At 64.8% G+C, this 17993-nt stretch carries 18 protein-coding genes; 11 read left to right on the forward strand and 7 right to left on the reverse strand.

The annotated features are described in order from the left end of the window. Nucleotides 1-11 precede the first annotated feature (11 nt). From C5L14_RS21845 to C5L14_RS21855, 3 genes are all read left to right on the forward strand, one after another. Nucleotides 12-695 (forward strand): DJ-1/PfpI family protein, encoded by a 684-nt coding sequence (locus C5L14_RS21845; protein ID WP_105864176.1) that lies wholly within the window; start codon nt 12-14, stop codon nt 693-695. 144 nt (nt 696-839) lie between these two features. Beyond that, complete coding sequence (locus C5L14_RS21850) at nt 840-1481, forward strand: PadR family transcriptional regulator (protein ID WP_105864177.1); 642 nt, start codon at nt 840-842, stop codon at nt 1479-1481. Nucleotides 1482-1695: 214 nt separating this feature from the next. Further along, complete coding sequence (locus tag C5L14_RS21855; protein ID WP_105864178.1) at nt 1696-3048, forward strand: MFS transporter; 1353 nt, start codon at nt 1696-1698, stop codon at nt 3046-3048. A 25-nt stretch (nt 3049-3073) separates the two neighbouring features. Here C5L14_RS21855 and C5L14_RS21860 read toward each other — a convergent pair whose 3' ends face one another. After that, a complete protein-coding gene (locus tag C5L14_RS21860) occupies nt 3074-3754 on the reverse strand; it encodes a L,D-transpeptidase (RefSeq protein ID WP_105864179.1) in 681 nt (226 codons plus the stop codon). 412 nt (nt 3755-4166) lie between these two features. Between C5L14_RS21860 and C5L14_RS21865 the strand changes: the two genes are divergently transcribed. The 3 genes from C5L14_RS21865 to C5L14_RS21875 all read left to right on the forward strand — a co-directional run bounded on the left by C5L14_RS21865 (nt 4167) and on the right by C5L14_RS21875 (nt 6222). Then, complete coding sequence (locus tag C5L14_RS21865; protein WP_105864180.1) at nt 4167-4862, forward strand: corrinoid protein; 696 nt, start codon at nt 4167-4169, stop codon at nt 4860-4862. Between the two features lie 67 nt (nt 4863-4929). Further along, on the forward strand, nt 4930-5553 hold the full coding sequence (locus tag C5L14_RS21870; protein ID WP_209434221.1) for a DUF1638 domain-containing protein: 624 nt from the start codon (nt 4930-4932) through the stop codon (nt 5551-5553). A gap of 108 nt (nt 5554-5661) precedes the next feature. After that, nucleotides 5662-6222 carry a queuosine precursor transporter gene (locus C5L14_RS21875; RefSeq protein WP_181161286.1) on the forward strand — a complete coding sequence of 187 codons (561 nt, stop codon included), beginning with the start codon at nt 5662-5664 and terminating at the stop codon, nt 6220-6222. A gap of 182 nt (nt 6223-6404) precedes the next feature. Here the strand turns inward: C5L14_RS21875 and C5L14_RS21880 are convergent, their stop codons facing one another. The 4 genes from C5L14_RS21880 to C5L14_RS21895 form a co-directional block, all read right to left on the reverse strand. After that, a complete protein-coding gene (locus tag C5L14_RS21880) occupies nt 6405-6968 on the reverse strand; it encodes an invasion associated locus B family protein (protein WP_105864182.1) in 564 nt (187 codons plus the stop codon). Between the two features lie 199 nt (nt 6969-7167). Then, entirely contained in the window at nt 7168-7662 is a 495-nt protein-coding gene (locus C5L14_RS21885; protein WP_105864183.1) for a hypothetical protein, read from the reverse strand. A 111-nt stretch (nt 7663-7773) separates the two neighbouring features. Continuing rightward, nucleotides 7774-9060, reverse strand: coding sequence for a 23S rRNA (adenine(2503)-C(2))-methyltransferase RlmN (rlmN, locus tag C5L14_RS21890; protein ID WP_105864184.1), 1287 nt, complete (start codon nt 9058-9060; stop codon nt 7774-7776). Nucleotides 9061-9217: 157 nt separating this feature from the next. Next, complete coding sequence (locus C5L14_RS21895; protein ID WP_105864185.1) at nt 9218-10252, reverse strand: glutamine synthetase beta-grasp domain-containing protein; 1035 nt, start codon at nt 10250-10252, stop codon at nt 9218-9220. A 397-nt stretch (nt 10253-10649) separates the two neighbouring features. On the opposite strand from C5L14_RS21895, the gene C5L14_RS21900 reads away from it, so the two are divergent. The 4 genes from C5L14_RS21900 (at nt 10650) to C5L14_RS21915 (ending at nt 14386) form a co-directional block, all read left to right on the forward strand. Continuing rightward, nucleotides 10650-10844: a DUF2735 domain-containing protein gene (locus C5L14_RS21900; protein ID WP_105864186.1), complete on the forward strand. Its 195-nt coding sequence runs from the start codon at nt 10650-10652 to the stop codon at nt 10842-10844. Between the two features lie 337 nt (nt 10845-11181). Continuing rightward, complete coding sequence (locus C5L14_RS21905; RefSeq protein ID WP_105864187.1) at nt 11182-12078, forward strand: fructose bisphosphate aldolase; 897 nt, start codon at nt 11182-11184, stop codon at nt 12076-12078. Nucleotides 12079-12185: 107 nt separating this feature from the next. Beyond that, the gene (locus C5L14_RS21910) at nt 12186-12839 is read left to right on the forward strand and encodes a DUF6963 family protein (protein ID WP_105864188.1); all 654 of its coding nucleotides are present in this window, start codon (nt 12186-12188) and stop codon (nt 12837-12839) included. A 74-nt stretch (nt 12840-12913) separates the two neighbouring features. Beyond that, a complete protein-coding gene (locus tag C5L14_RS21915) occupies nt 12914-14386 on the forward strand; it encodes an N-acyl-D-amino-acid deacylase family protein (RefSeq protein WP_105864189.1) in 1473 nt (490 codons plus the stop codon). 174 nt (nt 14387-14560) lie between these two features. On the opposite strand, the gene C5L14_RS21920 is transcribed toward C5L14_RS21915, so the two are convergent. After that, nucleotides 14561-15331: a transporter substrate-binding domain-containing protein gene (locus tag C5L14_RS21920; RefSeq protein WP_105864190.1), complete on the reverse strand. Its 771-nt coding sequence runs from the start codon at nt 15329-15331 to the stop codon at nt 14561-14563. 381 nt (nt 15332-15712) lie between these two features. On the opposite strand from C5L14_RS21920, the gene C5L14_RS21925 reads away from it, so the two are divergent. Then, nucleotides 15713-16387, forward strand: a complete 675-nt coding sequence (locus C5L14_RS21925; protein ID WP_105864191.1) for a hypothetical protein — start codon at nt 15713-15715, stop codon at nt 16385-16387. Between the two features lie 22 nt (nt 16388-16409). On the opposite strand, the gene zwf is transcribed toward C5L14_RS21925, so the two are convergent. Then, a complete protein-coding gene (gene zwf / locus C5L14_RS21930; protein ID WP_245197455.1) occupies nt 16410-17870 on the reverse strand; it encodes a glucose-6-phosphate dehydrogenase in 1461 nt (486 codons plus the stop codon). Nucleotides 17871-17993: the final 123 nt, after the last annotated feature.

Raw genomic sequence — 17993 nt, forward strand, 5'->3', positions numbered from 1 at the left:
GAGCAGCCCGAATGATCCTGCAAATCGGCTTTCTCGTCTTCCCCAAGGTGCAACTGCTCGACCTGGCCGGGCCCTTCGATGCCTTTGCCGCCATGCCGGGCGTTGTCCAGCATCTGATCTGGAAGGATCTCGATCCCGTGACGGCGACCTGCGGCTGGCCCGTGCAGCCCACGACGACGCTGCGGGACTGCCCCGTCCTCGACGTGCTGTGCGTGCCGGGCGGTGCCGGCGTCAATCCGCTGATGGAGGATGAGGTCGTCCTCGACTTCCTGCGGCGCCAGGCCTGGAGCGCACGCTTTGTCACTTCCGTATGCACCGGCGCGCTCGTGCTGGGGGCGGCGGGGCTCCTGGACGGAAAGCGGGCGACGACGCATTGGGGTTCGCATCATCTGCTCGAACCACTCGGTGCCGTGCCGGTGGCCGAACGCATCGTCGCGGACGGCCGGCTGATCACCGGTGGCGGCGTCACCGCAGGCATCGATTTCGCGCTCGACATCATCGCCAGGCTGCGGGGCCGCGAGGAGGCCGAAGCCGTGCAGCTCAAGCTCGAATATGCGCCGGCGCCTCCCTTCGATGCCGGCTCGCCCGTCACGGCGCCGGCCGCTGCGATCGAGGCGGCGCGGGCCTCCGCCGCCAGTTATGTCGAGGAACGCGAGCGCATCGTCGCCCGGCTGCTTGCCGCGAAGGCCGCGTGAGCCCGCCCGCCATGGGCATGTCCCGCATTCGGTTGGAGAGCAGGGCTGAGACGGCCTCGCAAAAAATCCAGAAAGGCTCTTGCGTAATCTATCTTTCGATATATCTTAAGAGTCATCTTAAAGATAGAACGAAAGGTATATCGCATGTTTGGACGACATCATGAGGGCCGCGGGCGCGGCGAATTCTGGGGACGGGACGGCTTCCGCGGCTGGGGCCGTGGGGAACAGCAGGAGTGCGCGCCCGGCCGCGGCGGACGCTGGGGGCGCGGCGGCTTCGAGGGCGACGGCCCCGGAGACTTCTTCGGACGGGGCTTCGGCGGCCGTGGCCGCGTCTTCGGCCACGGCGATTTGCGCCTGGTCATCCTGGCCCTGATCGCCGAGAAGCCGCGCCATGGCTATGAGCTGATCCGCGCCATCGAGGAGAAATTCGGCGGGGCCTACGCACCGAGCCCCGGTGCGGTCTATCCCACGCTGACCCTCCTGGAAGAGCAGGATCATATCCGCGGCGAAGCGTCGGAAGGCACCAAGAAGCTCTACACCATCACGCCCGAAGGCGAGGCCTTCCTTGCCGAGAACCGCGACGCGGTCGATGGCGTGATGGCGCGCATGGATCTGGCCGCCAGCGCTTTCTCCGCCCGCTCCACGCCGGAGATGGTGCGCGAAGCCCTGCATACGTTCCGGCACGCGCTGCAGATGCATCGCGGTCCGTGGACGCAGGCCGAGGCCGAGCGGATCCGCGCCATCATCGAAAAGGCCGCCCGCGACATCGTCGGCGGTCAGAGCTGAAAGAGCAGCCGGCCGCAGCCTTCATCCCGGGACTTGGCAGCATCGCAAGGCTGTTGGTTTTAATACTGGGATAAAGCTGGAACTTCCCCGATGATCCAGGACGCATAGAAACAGGGTGCCGTTGCGGCGCCCTGTTTGCCGTTGCGGGTGATTTTTTCAATTTTTTGTCTCGAAGATGCCGATGCCGTCGGCTCCTGTCGGTCGTGAGTATTTGATGAACGCCGCCACCATGGATGGCTTGCCCATTCCCCAACGCTTCCTGGCCTTCCTGACCATCGCCATGGCGCTGACCATGGCGGTGCTCGATAGTGCCATCGTCAATGTCGCTCTGCCCTCGATCGCGGGCGAACTCGCGGTCTCGCCGGCGGAATCGATCTGGGTCGTCACCGCCTATCAGCTTGCGGTCACCATCTCGCTGCTGCCCCTGTCCTCGCTCGGTGATATCATCGGCTACAAGCGCGTCTATTGGGCGGGGCTGGCCGTGTTCACCGCGGCGTCCTTCGCCTGTGCCCAGGCCTCGTCGCTTCCGGTGCTGGCGCTGGCGCGCGCGGTGCAGGGGCTCGGCGGCGCCGGCATCATGAGCGTCAACATCGCCCTGGTGCGCTATATCTTCCCCAAGGCCTCCCTCGGCTCGGGCGTCGGCTACACGGCCCTGGTGGTGGCGGTGTCCTCGGCGGCCGGGCCCAGCGTCGCCTCCGCAATTCTGACCGTCGCAAACTGGCAATGGCTGTTCCTGGTCAACGTGCCCATCGGCCTCGTCGCACTCTTCGTCGCGGCCCGGGCCTTGCCGCAGACGCCGGCATCCGGCCATCGCTTCGACTGGATCAGCGCCGTCCTGAATGCTTTCACCTTCGGCCTGCTGATCGCCGGCCTCGACGGTCTCGGCGATGTCGGCACGATGCCGATAGCGCTCGCGATGATCGGCGGGGCAGCGGTGGCAGCCCTTGTCCTGGTCAGGCGTTCGGTAAAGCAGCCGGTGCCGCTGCTGCCGGTCGACCTTTTGCGGCGGCCGGTATTCTCGCTGTCGATGGCGACCTCGATCTGCTCCTTCGCCTCGCAGAGCATGGCCTATGTGGCGCTGCCCTTCTTCCTGCAACGCACGCTCGGCCACTCCGAGGCGGCGACGGGATTCCTGATGACCCCCTGGCCGCTGATGACGGCGTTGATCGCGCCCATTTCAGGCCGGCTTTCCGATCGGATCTCGCCCGAGAAGCTCGGCATTGCCGGGCTCTGCCTGCTCGCAGCGGGGCTGGCGGCGGTCGCCAGCATGGGCGAGCGGCCCGACAGCTTCGATATCGTCTGGCGGCTTGCCCTGTGCGGCTTCGGCTTCGGCCTGTTCCAGTCGCCCAACAACCGCATCATCATCGCCAGCGCGCCGCGCGAACGCAGCGGCGGGGCCAGCGGCCTGCAATCGACCGGCCGGCTGCTCGGCCAGTCACTGGGGGCGGCGGTCGCGGCGGTCATCTTCAGCCTTGTCGCGCAGGGACAGACGGAACTGATCGCCTGGATCGGCGCGGGTCTTGCGCTGATCGGGGCGGTGTCGAGCGGGTTGCGCAAGACGGGCTGAAAACGATCGCAGGCCGGAGGCCGAATCAGCTCGCCTCGGCGCCGCCATGCGAAGGCCGCACCACCACCCGCACGCCCACCGGGGTGTTGTGGTAGAGGGCCATGATGTCCTGGTTGAGCAGGCGGATGCAGCCGGAAGACATCGATTTGCCGATCGAGGTCGGGTCGTTGGTTCCGTGCAGGCGGTAGAGCGTATCGCGGTCGCCCTGGTAGAGATACATGGCGCGGGCCCCGAGCGGGTTTTCGACGCCGCCGGGCATGCCGCCCGCGAATTTGGCTGCCAGCGGGTCGCGCTTGACCATTTTGGGCGGCGGCGTCCAGCGCGGCCATTCCGCCTTGCGCCGGATGGTGGCCTTGCCGCTCCAGCCAAAACCTTCGCGGCCGACGCCGACGCCATAGCGGGTGGCGGTGCCGTCGTCATGGATATGGTAGAGAAAACGATTGTCGGGATCGACGATGATGCTGCCGGGCTCCTCGCCGGCGGGTGCGGCCACGACGCGCCGCAGATATTTGGGATCGATCGCCTTCAGATTGATGGGCGGGTAATCGTGGCCGTTCTCCGTGCCGCCGGCATAGATCTCTCGATAATTGAAGCCGCTATCGTTGGATCTGTTGAAGAGCGAGCTGACGGTGGCTCGTGAAGAAGCGCAGCCGGCGAGCAGCACGGGAGCGCCCAGAACAAATACGCGACGAGATAAATCGGGCATCACAACCTTTTCCGATGGGCCAGCAAGACCGGAGCCGCGCAGATTGCAGGCGTTCCGACATTCCGTTACGTAGGCCTACTATCTCGGCATGCGTTTGTGCAAGCCAATACTGACTTGGGACACAGGCAAGGTTACCCGCATGCGGCGCGCCCGAACCGTGGAGAACGCCGGAAAACGGACAGGGCGGTTGCCCGGGCGCGACGCCTTGCCCGAGCGGTTTGCCGCAGGGTCCGGCTGTCGGAAAATTTCGCCCCAACCCATCCGCGATCGCAGCCGATGTTTTCGCCGGTTGTCGCAGTTTGAATATACGATGTCCCCAGTGCGACAGCAAAAGGCGCGCCGGTCAGGCTACCTCGCATTAAGAAGCGTTCTATAGTAATCCGTGCTTCACCCAGTGCAGGAACAGCAAGTCATGTCCGACGGCGATCTCGATCTCAACTCACTCCCCGATGACGAGCTCGTCGAGCAGATGCATGACGACCTTTATGACGGCCTTGCCGACGAGATCGTCGAAGGCGTCGAGATCCTGCTCAAGCGTGGCTGGACGCCTTATGACGTGCTCACCAAGGCCCTGGTCGAGGGCATGCGCATCGTCGGCGTCGACTTCCGCGACGGCATCCTGTTCGTGCCGGAAGTGCTGATGTCCGCCAACTCGATGAAGGCCGGCATGAACGTGCTGCGCCCGCTATTGGCCGAAACCGGCGCGCCCAAGGTCGGCAAGATGGTGATCGGCACCGTCAAGGGCGACATTCACGACATCGGCAAGAACCTCGTCACCATGATGATGGAGGGCGCCGGCTTCGAAGTGATCGATCTCGGCATCAACAACCCGGTCGAGAACTATCTCGAAGCGCTGGAGAAGCACCAGCCCGAGATTCTCGGCATGTCGGCTTTGCTCACCACCACCATGCCCTATATGAAGGTGGTGATCGACACGATGAAGGAGAAGGGTATCCGCTCCGACTACATCGTGCTGGTCGGCGGCGCGCCTCTGAACGAAGCCTTCTCGGAAGCCGTGGGCGCCGATGCCTATTGCCGCGATGCTGCCATCGCGGTGGAAACGGCCAAGTCGCTGATCGGCAAGCGGCAGGGCATGGCGGGCGCCTAGGGAGGTCGATCTCCGATCGACCATGTCAGTCGGAGACTGACACTCCCGATACCACGCGGAGAGGTCGATGCCCGAAAGAACCATGCAAACGACCAAGCCCCGCTCGACGCTGGTGATCGCCTGCGGGGCGCTGGCGCGCGAATTCCTGGCGGTGAAGACCGCCAATGGCTGGGACCATGTGGATGTCACCTGCCTGCCGGCGATCTGGCACAATTATCCGCAGAAGATCCCGGACGGCATCCGCCGCAAGATACGCGCCAATCGTGCCAGATATGATGAGATCCTGGTGCTCTACGGCGATTGCGGCACCGGCGGCCTGCTCGATGAGGTCCTCAAGGAGGAGGGTGTCGAGCGTATCGATGGGCCGCATTGCTACTCCTTCTTCGCCGGTGCCGAGGTGTTCGACCGCATGCAGGAGGAGGAGATCGGTACCTTCTACCTCACCGATTTCCTGGTGCGTCATTTCGACCGCTTCGTGATCAAGGGCCTGAAGCTCGACGTCCATCCGCAATTGCTGCCGATGTATTTCGGCCATTACAAGCGGGTGATGTTCCTGGTGCAGGTCCCTGACAAGGCGCTGGAGAAGAAAGCCGCCGCTGCCGCCGCCCGTCTCGGTCTGCCTTTGGAAATTCATCATACGGGGCTTGCGGGCATCGAGCCCTTCCTGAAGCCTCGTGACGCGGCGGCTTGACGAGAAGGACTGCGCAGAAAGCCTGCCATGCTGTTTTATGGGTAGGCCTGATCCGGCTTTTGCTGTATGCCAGCCCGCAATTTCCGTGTTTTCGCTGGGTATGACGCCGTGAGCAGCTCTTCGTCTTCCTCCTTCTTCGCCGGCCTGCGCTGGTCCTACGTCCTGGCGCACGCCGTGATCGTCGCCGCCGCCAACTGGGGCGTGCAATATGTCGTGCCGGGCACTTCCGATTTCCTGACCTGGGGCGCCTTCATCTTCCCGGTCGCCTTCTTCATCACGGATTTGTGCAATCGGCGTCATGGCGTGGAGATGACGCGCAAGGTTGTGATGGCCTCCTTCGTGATCGCCGTGATCGTCTCCTTCGTGGCTGCGGATCCGCGCATCGCCATCGCCAGCGGCGTCGCCTTCATCTCCGGCCAGATGGTGGATGCGCAGGTCTTCAACCGCTTCCGCCAGCATGCCTGGTGGGTGCCGCCCTCCATCTCCAACATCCTGGCTTCGACGGTCGACAGCGTGCTGTTCTGGGTGATCGCCTTCGTCGGCACGGATGTGCCCTGGGTCAGCCTCGGCATTGCCGACTATGCCATCAAGATCGCCATGGTTTTCGTGGTGATGCCCATCTATGGCTACCTCGTCTTCCGCGACAGGCTGGCCACCAAGACGGTGTAGTTTTGGAGCGCGGGCATCTCAGCGACGTTAAGGAATGTCGCGATGTCCGCAGTTAGAATAGAGACCTACAAGAAAAAGGGCGCTGCCTGATCTGGCCGCGCCCTTTTTGCAGGTTCTATGCTTCAAGAGCGGACATCTCGGCGACATTCCTTAACGTCGCTGAGATGCCCGCGCTCCAAATCTTACGGGCAGCCCTTGGTGATGGCGTCGAGGGCCTGCGGCAGCCCGTCGAGCGAGTAGCGGTCGGTGGTCTTGTTGCCGCGCTTGGAAGCGCCGGTGAAGACCGCCTCGCGGCTCTTGCGCATGGTGTTGACCACGGTGCCTTCCTCGGCGGCGTTCTTCACCCAGGCATTGCTGCCCTTGGTGTAGAGCGTATAGGAGGAGCGGCCGACCTTCAGCGTGGCGTCGCCGCCATCCTTCATGCCGAAGCCGGTGATCATGCTCAGTTCGTTCTTCACGCCCTCGCCGGGGCGGCGCGTGATGAAGAGCGTGGCCGGATCCCGTTTCAGCCGAGCGGGCTTGCGGTCCTTCGGGCTGGTGATGGCAAAGCAGGACTTGCCCTTCGCCGTACCGTTCTGGAAGGCCTGCCAATCGCCGAACTGGCCGAGCGGCGTCGGTTGGGCGCTGGCGGCGGCAGCCGGGGCCGGTGCTTCGGCCTTGGGTTTGCGAGGTGCTGCCAAAGCCGAACCGGTGAATGCGACGACGGCGGTGGCGATGAGCGCGATGCGAAGGGTTGAGGACATCATGCTGGCTCGATCGATCCCGAATAAGAGGGCAGAAAGCGGTGGCGCCCGATCATCGTGAATCGGAGCGCCTCGCGCAACTGCGACGAAAGACAGGGATTCCGGCGAAAGTTCGACCGGAACGGCTCGCAGCCTACGCGGACGCGGTGAGTAAATGGTTAAATGGTGCCGAAAGAACCATGGCGTGCAATCCTGGCTCCTCTCAACCGGCCGCGCTCCGGCCGGCCACCAGCCAGTAGACCGTGCCGGCGACGATGCCGATGGCGAGGAGGCCGAGCAGGGCACGGTAGAGCAGCACGATGGCGAGGATGTTCAGGCTCATCACCATCGGCGCCACGGCAAAGGCGAGCGCCATGCCGATGGCATAGAACATCCAGCTTGTCTTGCCCATGGTTTCGCCGATCACCGCCACCAGCGCGATCGGGGCGAGCCAGATGGCCAAAGCGGCGGTTGCGGCCTGCCGGATCATCGCACCGATGTCTTCCACGGGGGTGCCTTCGATTACCGTTGCCAGAGCCTTCAGCCCCAATAATTCGGCGGTGCCGGTGAGTTCCTGGCCGAAATCGTGATTGGCGAGACCCATCACGCCGACCACCAGCGCCGCGATGGCAGCCAGAACGGCGGCGAAGGCCACCAGGACGAGGCGGTCGACGAAGCCGATGACACTGCGGGGGCTGTTGGGGACTGGCGGAGACATGCTGCCCTTCTGGGACCGCCGGCATCCTGCCGGCTCTTGCCTATCGGCGAGTGGTGCAAATGCCTGCTTGTAGACGGGGGAGGCGCCGACAGATGCCGGCGATCTCGGGAATTATTCTTCCGCCCCGTGGGCGTAGAAGGCCTCCACCGCCAGTTTCTTCATGGCGTCGGCCTCGATGGCAAGGCGCTCGCGGGCCCGCATCTTCTGGCTCTCGCTCTTGAGCTGGCCGCAGGCTGCGAGAATGTCGCGCCCGCGCGGCGTGCGGATGGGCGAGGCGTAACCGGCGTTGAAGACGATGTCGGAAAAGGCTTCGATCGTCTCCCAGTCCGAGCATTCATAGAAGGTGCCGGGCCAGGGATTGAAGGGGATCAGGTTGATCTTGGCTGGAATGCCCTTGAGCAGTTTCACCAGGGCGCGCGCCTCGGCCGGGCTGTCATTGACGCCCTTGAGCATGACATATTCGAAGGTGATGCGGCGGGCGTTGGAGAGGCCGGCATAGTTGCGGCAGGCATCCAGGAGCTCGGCGATCGGATATTTCTTGTTCAGCGGCACCAGCTCGTTGCGCAGATCGTCATTGGTGGCATGCAGCGAGATGGCGAGCGCCGGATTGACGTCGTCGCCGAGCGGGCCGAGCATCGGCACCACGCCGGAGGTCGACAGGGTGATGCGCCGGCGCGACAGGCACAGGCCGTCCTGGTCCGACATCACCTTCAGGGCGGTGGTGACGTTGTCGTAATTGTAGAGCGGCTCGCCCATGCCCATCATCACGACATTGGAGACGAAGCGCCCGCCGTCGCGCGGCACGATCGCGCCTTCCGGCGCCTCCTGGCCCGGCCAGTCGCCGAGCCGGTCGCGCGCGACCAGGAGCTGGGCCACGATCTCGGCTGCGGTGAGGTTGCGCACCAGCTTCTGCGTACCGGTATGGCAGAAGGAGCAGTTGAGCGTGCAGCCGACCTGGGAGGAGACGCACAGCGTGCCGCGGCTCTCGTCGGGGATGTAGACGGTCTCGATCTCGGCGCCCTTGTCGGCGGGACCGGTGGAGGGCATGCGCATCAGCCATTTGCGCGTGCCGTCGGCCGAGATCTGCTCGGCGATGATCTCCGGGCGATCGAGCGTATAGGACTGCTCCAGCAGGGCGCGCAGATGCTTGGACACGTTGGTCATGGCATCGAAACGGCTGGCGCCGCGCACATAGAGCCAGTGCGAAAGCTGGTTGACGCGCATCTTCACCTCGCCGGCGGGCACGCCCACGGCGGTGAGGGCCTGCGTCAAGGCGGCGCGATCCATCCCAGCGAGGGAGGGCTTGGCGGAGGGGGCTTGTGGAGCGGCAACGGTATCGGCCATTCCCATGGGAATGGCCCGAGGGCTCGCTGCCTGTTCGAGCGAAGGGGCCGACATGCAAAATTCCTGATGTTGGCCGGGGCTATAGCACAGCCAGCCCGAAAGGGCGACCGGCAAAGATGCATGGTGGGCGCGCGCTGGCCTCATCCGGACGCGGCACGCAAAACGGCGCGGATCTTCCGATCCGCGCCGTCTTGTCGGGAACCGTTCGGGCTCAGGCCGCGGCCTTCACCTCGGTCGAGACGGAAGCGATGGTCTTGAGCACCTGGGAGGCGATCTCATAGGGATCGGCCTGGGAGTTGGGACGGCGGTCTTCCAGATAGCCCTTGTAGTCGTTGCGCACGAAGGAGTGCGGCACGCGGATCGAAGCACCGCGGTCGGCCACGCCCCAGGAGAACGTGTCGATCGAGGCGGTCTCGTGCTTGCCGGTGAGGCGCAGATGATTGTCCGGACCATAGACGGCGATATGCGCGTCCTTGTTGGCGGCGAACGCGGCCATCAAAGCCTCGAAATAGGCCTTGCCGCCGACTTCGCGCATATGGGTGGTCGAGAAGTTGCAATGCATGCCCGAGCCGTTCCAGTCGGTGTCGCCGAGCGGCTTGCAATGCCATTCGATGTCGATCGAGTATTTCTCGGTCAGGCGGAGCAGGAAGTAGCGGGCGAGCCACATCTCGTCGGCGGCGGCGCGGGAGCCCTTGCCGAAGATCTGGAATTCCCACTGGCCCTTGGCGACCTCGGCATTGATGCCTTCATGGTTGAGGCCGGCGGCCAGGCAGATGTCGAGATGCTTCTCGACGATCTCGCGGGCGATGTTGCCGACATTCTTGTAGCCGACGCCGGTGTAATAGGGACCCTGCGGCGCCGGGAAGCCATGCTCGGGGAAGCCGAGCGGGCGGCCGTCCTTGTAGAAGAAATACTCCTGCTCGAAGCCGAACCAGGCGCCGTCATCGTCGAGAATGGTGGCGCGGGTGTTGGAGGCGTGCGGGGTGACGCCGTCGGGCATCATCACTTCGCAGAGCACGACGGCACCGTTCAGGCGCTCCGGATCGGGGACGACGCGGATCGGCTTGAGGACGCAGTCGGAGTTGGATCCTTCGGCCTGCTTGGTCGAGGAACCGTCGAAGCCCCAGAGCGGCAGTTGCTCGAGCGTGGGGAAGGCGTCGAATTCGCGGACCATGGTCTTGCCGCGCAGATTGGCGGTCGGCCGGTAGCCATCGAGCCAGACATACTCGAGCTTGTACTTCGTCATTCTCAGGATACTCGCTGGTTGGTAGACGGGGACGGCAGCCGGCTCGCACCGGATTGCCGCAGGTTGCGGTGCAATAAGCAGGAAGCGTGCCAGCCGGCGGGGTGCGGCGCTTTTGTCGCAGATGAGGGGGCGCCGACGGCGCAAATGCGATGCGGCTTTTGTCTTTCCGTCCGCTCCGCGGAAGAAAGGGTCGTTTTTGGATCATCAGTGAGGGCGCCGTCGCCGCCCGGAGCTGCCGCCTTCCTGCGCAGTGCCGCAGAGAAGCTCCAGATGCACATAGTTTAGGCAAACACTGCCTGCAAAGCAGGCAAATCATAGGAAGTCGAGGAGGGCTGTGCTAAAACTCGATCCTGGTTTGGTCGCACCCCCCGGGGCGCGCCAGGCAAGGGAGACGAGCATGACTGCGAGTACCCGGCAGGAGACCGCCAAGATCTATCTCTTCCCCGCGCGGCCACGCATGGGGTCCAGCCTCGGGCGCGACGAGACCCGGCTTTCTTCGCGCGGCACCCAGCCTTTGCCGCCCATCGATATCGACGGCGCCTGGTATCACCAGGCCGCCATTCGCGATGCGGGCGATCCGCGCAAGCGCTGACGGTCCAAGCGGAAGAAGGCCCTGGTCCATCGCCGCCGAATCCATGTCGTGGCAGGGCCGGATGGCATCCGGCCTCCATTTCCCGCTTCTTCGCGAAAGCTTTTCACCGCGCAGCCCCTTGCTTCACCTTCCCGCCATGCCGATACTCGCGCCGACTCGAAGCGTGCTTTCGTGATTTTGGCGCAATCGCACGCACAAAGATGCTCTGGCCGATCCGTCGGATCGGCCTGGAAACAATGAGCTAGAGCCAATGAGCGTTTTCGTCTAAACGCGCTTTGTTCTAGGCAACCGTGGAGGCTGGGCGCGCTGCGCACCGGCCCGCAACAGGGAGACCAGCATGGCAGACGCCAAGATGATGTCACAGATGACCGGCAAGGATGGCTTCATCGCCGCCCTCGATCAGAGCGGCGGTTCCACCCCCGGCGCCCTGCGTCTCTATGGCATCGCCGATTCCAGCTATAGCGGCGACGAAGAGATGTTCCGCCTGATGCACGAAATGCGCGTGCGCATCATGACGGCTCCCGCCTTCTCCGGCGACAAGGTGATCGGTGCCATCCTGTTCGAGAAGACCATGGACGGCGATGCCAAGGGCAAGCCGGTGCCCACCTATCTGTGGGAAGACCGTGGCGTGGTGCCGTTCCTCAAGGTCGACAAGGGCCTGGCGGCGGAAGAAAACGGCGCCCAGGTGATGAAGCCGATGCCCGAACTCGACGCCCTGCTTTCGCGCGCGGTGAAGAAGGGCATCTTCGGCACCAAGATGCGGTCGGTGATCGCCAACGCCGACAAGACCGGCGTCGCCGCGGTGGTGAAGCAGCAATTCGAGGTGGGTAAGCAGATCCTCGGCCATGGCCTCGTGCCGATCATCGAGCCGGAAGTCTCGATCAAGAGCCCGACCAAGCAGGAAGCCGAAGCCATCCTGCGCGATGAGATCGCCCGGGAACTTGATGCCTTGCCGGCGGGCCAGCAGGTGATGCTCAAGCTCACCATCCCCACCGTGGCCGATTTCTACAAGCCGCTGGTCGACCACAAGGCGGTTGCCCGTGTGGTGGCGCTGTCGGGTGGCTACACCCGCGCCGATGCCTGCGAGAAGCTCAGCCACAACCATGGCATGATCGCCTCCTTCTCGCGCGCCCTGACGGAGGATCTGCGCGTCTCGATGAGCGATGCCGAGTTCGACGCCAGCCTCGCCAAGACCATCGGCGAAATCTACACGGCGAGCGTGGTCAAGGCCTGATCCCTAACGAGGCGCTTGGAAATCGCCGGCCGCGAGCGGGGTGGAATACCCGGTTCGCGGCCGGCTTCGTTTGAGGCTCTGCTTCTCGCAATCAAGGAGTTCGAGGCGTGACGATCGGCATTGCTGCCTTCGGGGCCGAAGCGGGCCGGGCGGTCTGGTCAGCCTGGGCCGAGGCGGAAAGGTTCGGCAAGGGTGACCTGCATGGCTTTGCGGTGTTTTATGCCCTCGCGCCGGACGGCGAGCCGCTCGGCCTGGAGTGTCAGCGCGGCGGTCTCGGGACCATTCGCGCCCAATGGTCCACCCGGCCGGATCTCGCCTGGATGATGGCCTCGCCGCTGGCGGCCGTGATCACCAGCGGGCCGGACCGTCCCGAGCCGCTCAGCCAGTTTCTCCTGGCCAGCCGGAAAGGCTTGGTCACCGGCCACCGGCTGCCGAATAGGGCCGGCGTATCGGGCCTTCCTGTCAACGTCGAGGCGCTGGCGCTGATCGAGGCGGGCATTGATCCCGCCACGGCCGTGCAGCGCGTGATGGACGCCAATCCGCGCGTCGACGCCGGCCTGATCGCCGTGACGGCAGGGGATATCGCGCTCGCAGACAGCGAGCGGGTGCGCGAGCGGGACGATCGCGGCGAGGCCCTGATCCTCGCCCCGGACAGGCGCTATGGCCTGGCCCTGCTGCACAATTCGATCGAGCCCGTGAAAGGGCTCGCCGAAGCCGCCGCGCGGCAGGGTGCGGCGGTATTGGCCGGGCACGAATCATAGCGGCGGGCTATAGCGGAATGAGAGGCCGGCATACCGGCCCGCATCCGCCCAGGGACCACGCCGAGGAGTCCGCCATGACTGCCACCTGCGATCTGATCTTCCGGCAGGCGAGTATCTTCGACGGCACCGGCGCCGAGCCACATCAGGCCGATCTTGCCGTCACCGGCGAGCGCATCGTCGCCGTCGGCGAGCACCTGCCGCACAAGGCGAGGACCGAGATCGACGCCGCAGAGCTTGCCCTCGCGCCCGGCTTCATCGACGTGCACACCCATGACGACCGGGCAGTGATCGCCACCGACATGGCGGCCAAGCTCAGCCAGGGTGTGACCACGGTGGTGGTGGGCAATTGCGGCATCAGCCTCGCTCCGCTGCGGGCGAAGGGCGAGGTGGTGCCGCCGCTCGACCTGATCGCCAAAAGCGAACACGAATTGTTCGAGCGTTTCGCCGATTACTTCGAGGCGGTGGAGACGGCGGGAACCACGGTGAACGTCACCTGCCTCGTCGGCCATACCACACTCCGGCTCGCCACCATGGATCGGCTTGACCGCCCGGCCACCAGGGCCGAATGCGCCCGCATGCGCGACCTGCTCGACCAGGCGCTGGCGGATGGAGCCATCGGCCTGTCCACCGGGCTCTACTATCAGCCTGCCAATGCCGCCTCGACCGCCGAGGTGATCGCCGTCGCCGAGCCGCTGGCCCGATATTCGGCCCTCTACACCACCCATCTGCGCGACGAGGCCGATCACTTGCTGGAGGCGATGGAGGAGGCCTTCACCATCGGGCGCGAGGCCGATGCCCCCGTGGTGCTCTCCCACCACAAGGCGACCGACCCGCAGAACCATGGCCGCACCCGGCAGTCCCTGCCGATCATCGAAAAGCGCGCGCGCGAGCAGCCCGTCACGCTCGACGTCTATCCCTATGCGGCCTCCTCCACCGTGCTGGAGGCCAAGCGTGCCAGCCAGGTCGAGCGCATCCTGATCACCTGGTCGAAGGCGCGGCCCGATCTTGCCGGCAAGACGCTCGACGTCATCGCCCGCGAGCTCGGCGTCTCCAGGGAGGAGGCGGTGGCGACGCTGCAGCCGGCCGGCGCCGTCTATTTCACCATGGACGAAGAGGATGTGCGGCGCGTGCTGCAGTTCCCGCTCACCATGGTGGGCTCGGACGGGCTGCCGCACGATATGCGCCCGCATCCCCGGCTCTGGGGCACCTTTCCCCGGGTGCTGGGCCACTATGCGCGCGATATCGGCCTGTTCGGCATGGAGGAGGCGGTGCGCCGCATGACGGCGCTGCCCGCCGCCCGCTTCGGCCTTGCCCAGCGCGGCGTCATCCGGCAAGGCGCCTTCGCCGACCTCGTGCTGTTCGATCCGAAGACCATCCTGGACAAGGCGACGTTCGACGATCCCACGCAGCTCTCGGCCGGTATCCGCTCGGTCTATGTCAATGGGAGCCTGGCCTGGGGCGAGGGCAAGGTCGCCGGCCCGCGCGCCGGCAAGGTGCTGCGCAACCGCGATCTGGCGGCGAAGAATTTCACCGCCGCGTTTGCGTGAGAGATAACCAGGCCGAGTGAGGCGCGACAAGCCTTCTCCCCTTGCGGGAGAAGGTGGCATTGCGCAGCAATGACGGATGAGGGGTGCTGGCGCATACTTGGCAGAGGAAGCGTGTCTCCCCTCATCCGCCCCTTCGGGGCACCTTCTCCCGCGAGGGGAGAAGGCTACTACCCCTCACTTGGGCGGCATGCCGATATCGTATTTGAAATATTTGCCGGCGATCTGCTTGAATTCGCCGCTGGCATACACGGCCTTGATGCCGGCATCGAGCTTGGCTTTCAGCTCGGTATCCTCCTTGCGCAGGCCGCCGCCGATGCCGCCCTCGAACAGGGGATCCTTGGGGAAGTTCTTGCCGTCGCAGCACGCCCCATCCTTGCCTTCCAGGAAAGGGTCGACGGAATCGGCGTCGCCCAGCACCAGGTCGATGCGCCCTGCCGCCAGGTCCGCCATGGCCGCATCGAGCGTGGCGTAGTTGCGGATCTCGGCCTCCGGGTAGGCCTTCTGTACATATTGGGCATGGATGGTGCTGGTCTGCACGCCGACCGCCTTGCCCTTGAGGCCGCCGGGCACGAATTCGAACTTGTCTTCCTTGTTGCCGATGAACTCAACGGGCGTGTTGTAGATCGGGATGGTGAAGGCGATCTGCTTCTGCCGTTCGGGCGTGATCGACATGCCGGCCCAGATCACGTCGATCTTCTTGGCGAGGAGGGCGGGCATGATGCCGTCCCAGGCGGTGGCCACCACCACGCAGTCGAGCTTGGCCTCCTTGCACACGGCCTTGGCATAGTCGGGCAGGAAGCCCTGCCAGTTGCCCTGGCCGTCCAGCGAGAAGAAAGGCGGGATCGGCTCGGCCGAGACACTGATCTTGACGGGATCGGCATGGGCCGCCGCCAGACCGGCCAGGAGCGCGATCCCCGCCAGCAAACTCATATGGAAATTCTTCATGGACCCGATGTCCTCCCTCGGCTCCCGCCCGTTCGGCGCTTGTTACGATTGGCCCGGGAGAAGGGTTCCCGGGGCGCGGGCAGCAGAGCGTATTCGTCAGACAAGGTCAATCGGCATGCGTGCCGACAATTGCCGGGGAGGAAAATGTAACCGGGACACCATACGCCGCCACGATCCTGATTTTCCATGCTATTTTCCGGCTGACGCTTGGTAATGTCACGGTTTTTCGGTGCCGAACCGCGCCGCCTATTTCCAACATCACGAAAGGGGCAAGTCTTGCGGCTGACGTTCAATCAAACTCTGGATGAGGCTTTCAGGACTGTTTCGAGGGCACCACTTCCACCCGGGTTGAGTACCCTCGCCAAGGGTGGAGCGACCGGCGTGAGGCAGACCTATTACGATCTTTACCTCGTCGACACGCGCCAGGGCCCCTTCGCCATCTGCTTCATGAAGCTGAATTTCACCTTCGTGCAGAAGAGCCGCAATGCACAGATCGACCGGGAAATCGAGGAGGCCGGCGCACGCTCCAATCTGCCCTGGACGCAAGCGGAGGCACATGATTTCATCCGGATCTGGCAGGCGCAGGTTCAGTCCGTCTGGAACAAGAGAAGCGTGACGATCAGCCCCTGGAAAGGCCCCGTCGGCCTGCAGTTCCATTTCCAGACGAACACGCCGTCCGGCTATCACTGGACCATCGAAGTCGCCAAGCTGGCGAAAGGCAAGGTCATTGCCGGTGCGACCGAATACGATACGCGCAGCGTCTACATCAACAACAACGAGCTCATTCCCGAGGAGCATCCGCGCCAAGGCCAGAAGCAGCGGGGATCGGTGCACGAATTCGCGCATATGCTCGACCTCAGGGACGATTATTTCAAGCAGGAAGAAGCCGCTCGCAGTGCGAGCTATCGGCGCGGCGGCACGAAGCACGCCAAGGACTATCCCTCGGTCACCAACCGGGGCGAGACCGTGCTCCCCCGCCACCTCGAAAAGATCAAGGCCTGGATCGACGCAGAATTGAGGCGCTGGGCTTCCTACGAAACCAAGGCGGCGTCCTGAACGGATAGGTCGCCTTCCAGTCTCATTCCTTCCCCGCCGGCTTGCGCCACACCCGCTCGAAGGGCAGGCGCCAGGCATTGGGGGCGATGAGCTGGTGGATGGATTTCGGGCCCCAGCCTCCCTGGTCGTAGAGGCGCACGGGCGGCGGGTTCTCCAGCAGGGGCTGGGAGACTTCCCAAAGCCGTTCGATGCCCTCGGCCGTGGTGAACAGCGTATGGTCGCCGCGCATGGCGTCGAGGATCAGGCGCTCATAGGCCTCCAGCACGTCGCCGATCAGGCCGGTTTCGCTGAGCGCGAACTGCAGCGAGAGCTTGTCGAGCCGGAAGCCCGGGCCGGGGCGCTTGCCGTAGAAGGAGAGCGAGACCTTGGAGGCGTCGGCGAGGTCGAAGGTGAGATGGTCGGGGCCCTGCGCGCCCACGCCCGAGCCCGCCGGGAACATGCTCTTGGGCGGTTCGCGGAAGGCGATCGAGATGATGCGCTGGCCCTCGGCCAGGCGCTTGCCGGTGCGCAGATAGAAGGGCACGCCGGCCCAGCGCCAATTGTCGATGGCGCATTTGAGCGCGATGAAGGTCTCGGTGTCGCTTTCGGGGTCGACGCCCGGCTCCTCGCGGTAGCCGATATATTGCCCACGCACGACCTCGCGCGGATCGAGCGGCACCATGGAGCGGAACACCTTGTTCTTCTCCTCCGAGATCGGCTGCGGCTCCAGCGCGGTCGGCGGCTCCATCGCCATGAAGGCGAGGATCTGGAACAGATGCGTCACCACCATGTCCCTGTAGGCGCCGGTGGATTCGTAGAAGGCGGCGCGGGTGCCCAGGCCCAGCGTCTCCGGCACGTCGATCTGGACATGGTCGATGAAATTGCGGTTCCAGATCGGCTCGAACAGGCCGTTGGCGAAACGGAAGGCCAGGATGTTTTGGGCCGGTTCCTTGCCGAGGAAGTGGTCGATGCGGAAGATCTGGCTCTCGTGGAAGACCTCGTGCAGGCGGGCGTTGAGCGCGACGGCGCTGGCCAGATCCGTGCCGAAGGGCTTTTCCATGATGATGCGGCAGCGGTCGACGAGGCCCGCCTCCGACAGCATCTGCACGGCCGAGAGTGCGGCGTTGGGCGGCACGGACAGATAATGCACGCGCCGGGCCTCGGGGCCGAGTTCGGCCTCGGCCCGCGCCACCGCCTCCTTCACCGGCCCGGCCCCGGCGCTGATCGGCACATAATCGAGGCTGGCGGCGAAGGCTTCCCAATCGGCCTGGCTGACCTTGCGGGTGGAGAATTTGTCGAGGGCATCGCGCGCAATGGCGCGGAAGCCGTCGGCGTCGATCTCGTCGAGCGAAACGCCGATGATGCGGCACCCGGGAATGAAGCCGGCACTGGCGAGATGGAACAAGCCGGGAATGAGCTTGCGGCGGGAGAGGTCGCCCGTGGCGCCCACCAGCACCACCACCTGCGGTTTGCCCGGGCCGACGCGCAAGGAATTCTTGATCAAGGCTCTCGTTCCCATTGGTTTTGCATTGCGCCGGCGCGCCACGCCGCGGGCCGACACAGGCCCGTCCTTGCCTGATGCCGCCATCGCCGAGCCCCACACCGGTTCGAGGCGGGCATTGGGGCA

This window comes from Labrys okinawensis (assembly GCF_002982075.1).
In the GTDB taxonomy this organism is placed as follows: Bacteria; Pseudomonadota; Alphaproteobacteria; order Rhizobiales; family Labraceae; genus Labrys; species Labrys okinawensis_A.

Excerpts from the sequence above, each read along its gene's own strand:
- C5L14_RS21845 (WP_105864176.1), top strand. The coding sequence starts at position 12 with ATGATCCTGCAAATCGGCTTTCTCGTCTTCCCCAAGGTGCAACTGCTC.
- C5L14_RS21915 (WP_105864189.1), top strand. The coding sequence starts at position 12,914 with ATGACTGCCACCTGCGATCTGATCTTCCGGCAGGCGAGTATCTTCGAC.
- C5L14_RS21885 (WP_105864183.1), bottom strand. The coding sequence starts at position 7,662 with ATGTCTCCGCCAGTCCCCAACAGCCCCCGCAGTGTCATCGGCTTCGTC.
- C5L14_RS21860 (WP_105864179.1), bottom strand. The coding sequence starts at position 3,754 with ATGCCCGATTTATCTCGTCGCGTATTTGTTCTGGGCGCTCCCGTGCTG.
- C5L14_RS21865 (WP_105864180.1), top strand. The coding sequence starts at position 4,167 with ATGTCCGACGGCGATCTCGATCTCAACTCACTCCCCGATGACGAGCTC.
- C5L14_RS21880 (WP_105864182.1), bottom strand. The coding sequence starts at position 6,968 with ATGATGTCCTCAACCCTTCGCATCGCGCTCATCGCCACCGCCGTCGTC.
- rlmN (WP_105864184.1), bottom strand. The coding sequence starts at position 9,060 with ATGTCGGCCCCTTCGCTCGAACAGGCAGCGAGCCCTCGGGCCATTCCC.
- C5L14_RS21855 (WP_105864178.1), top strand. The coding sequence starts at position 1,696 with ATGAACGCCGCCACCATGGATGGCTTGCCCATTCCCCAACGCTTCCTG.
- C5L14_RS21905 (WP_105864187.1), top strand. The coding sequence starts at position 11,182 with ATGGCAGACGCCAAGATGATGTCACAGATGACCGGCAAGGATGGCTTC.
- C5L14_RS21850 (WP_105864177.1), top strand. The coding sequence starts at position 840 with ATGTTTGGACGACATCATGAGGGCCGCGGGCGCGGCGAATTCTGGGGA.
- C5L14_RS21895 (WP_105864185.1), bottom strand. The coding sequence starts at position 10,252 with ATGACGAAGTACAAGCTCGAGTATGTCTGGCTCGATGGCTACCGGCCG.
- C5L14_RS21870 (WP_209434221.1), top strand. The coding sequence starts at position 4,930 with ATGCCCGAAAGAACCATGCAAACGACCAAGCCCCGCTCGACGCTGGTG.
- C5L14_RS21920 (WP_105864190.1), bottom strand. The coding sequence starts at position 15,331 with ATGAAGAATTTCCATATGAGTTTGCTGGCGGGGATCGCGCTCCTGGCC.
- C5L14_RS21900 (WP_105864186.1), top strand. The coding sequence starts at position 10,650 with ATGACTGCGAGTACCCGGCAGGAGACCGCCAAGATCTATCTCTTCCCC.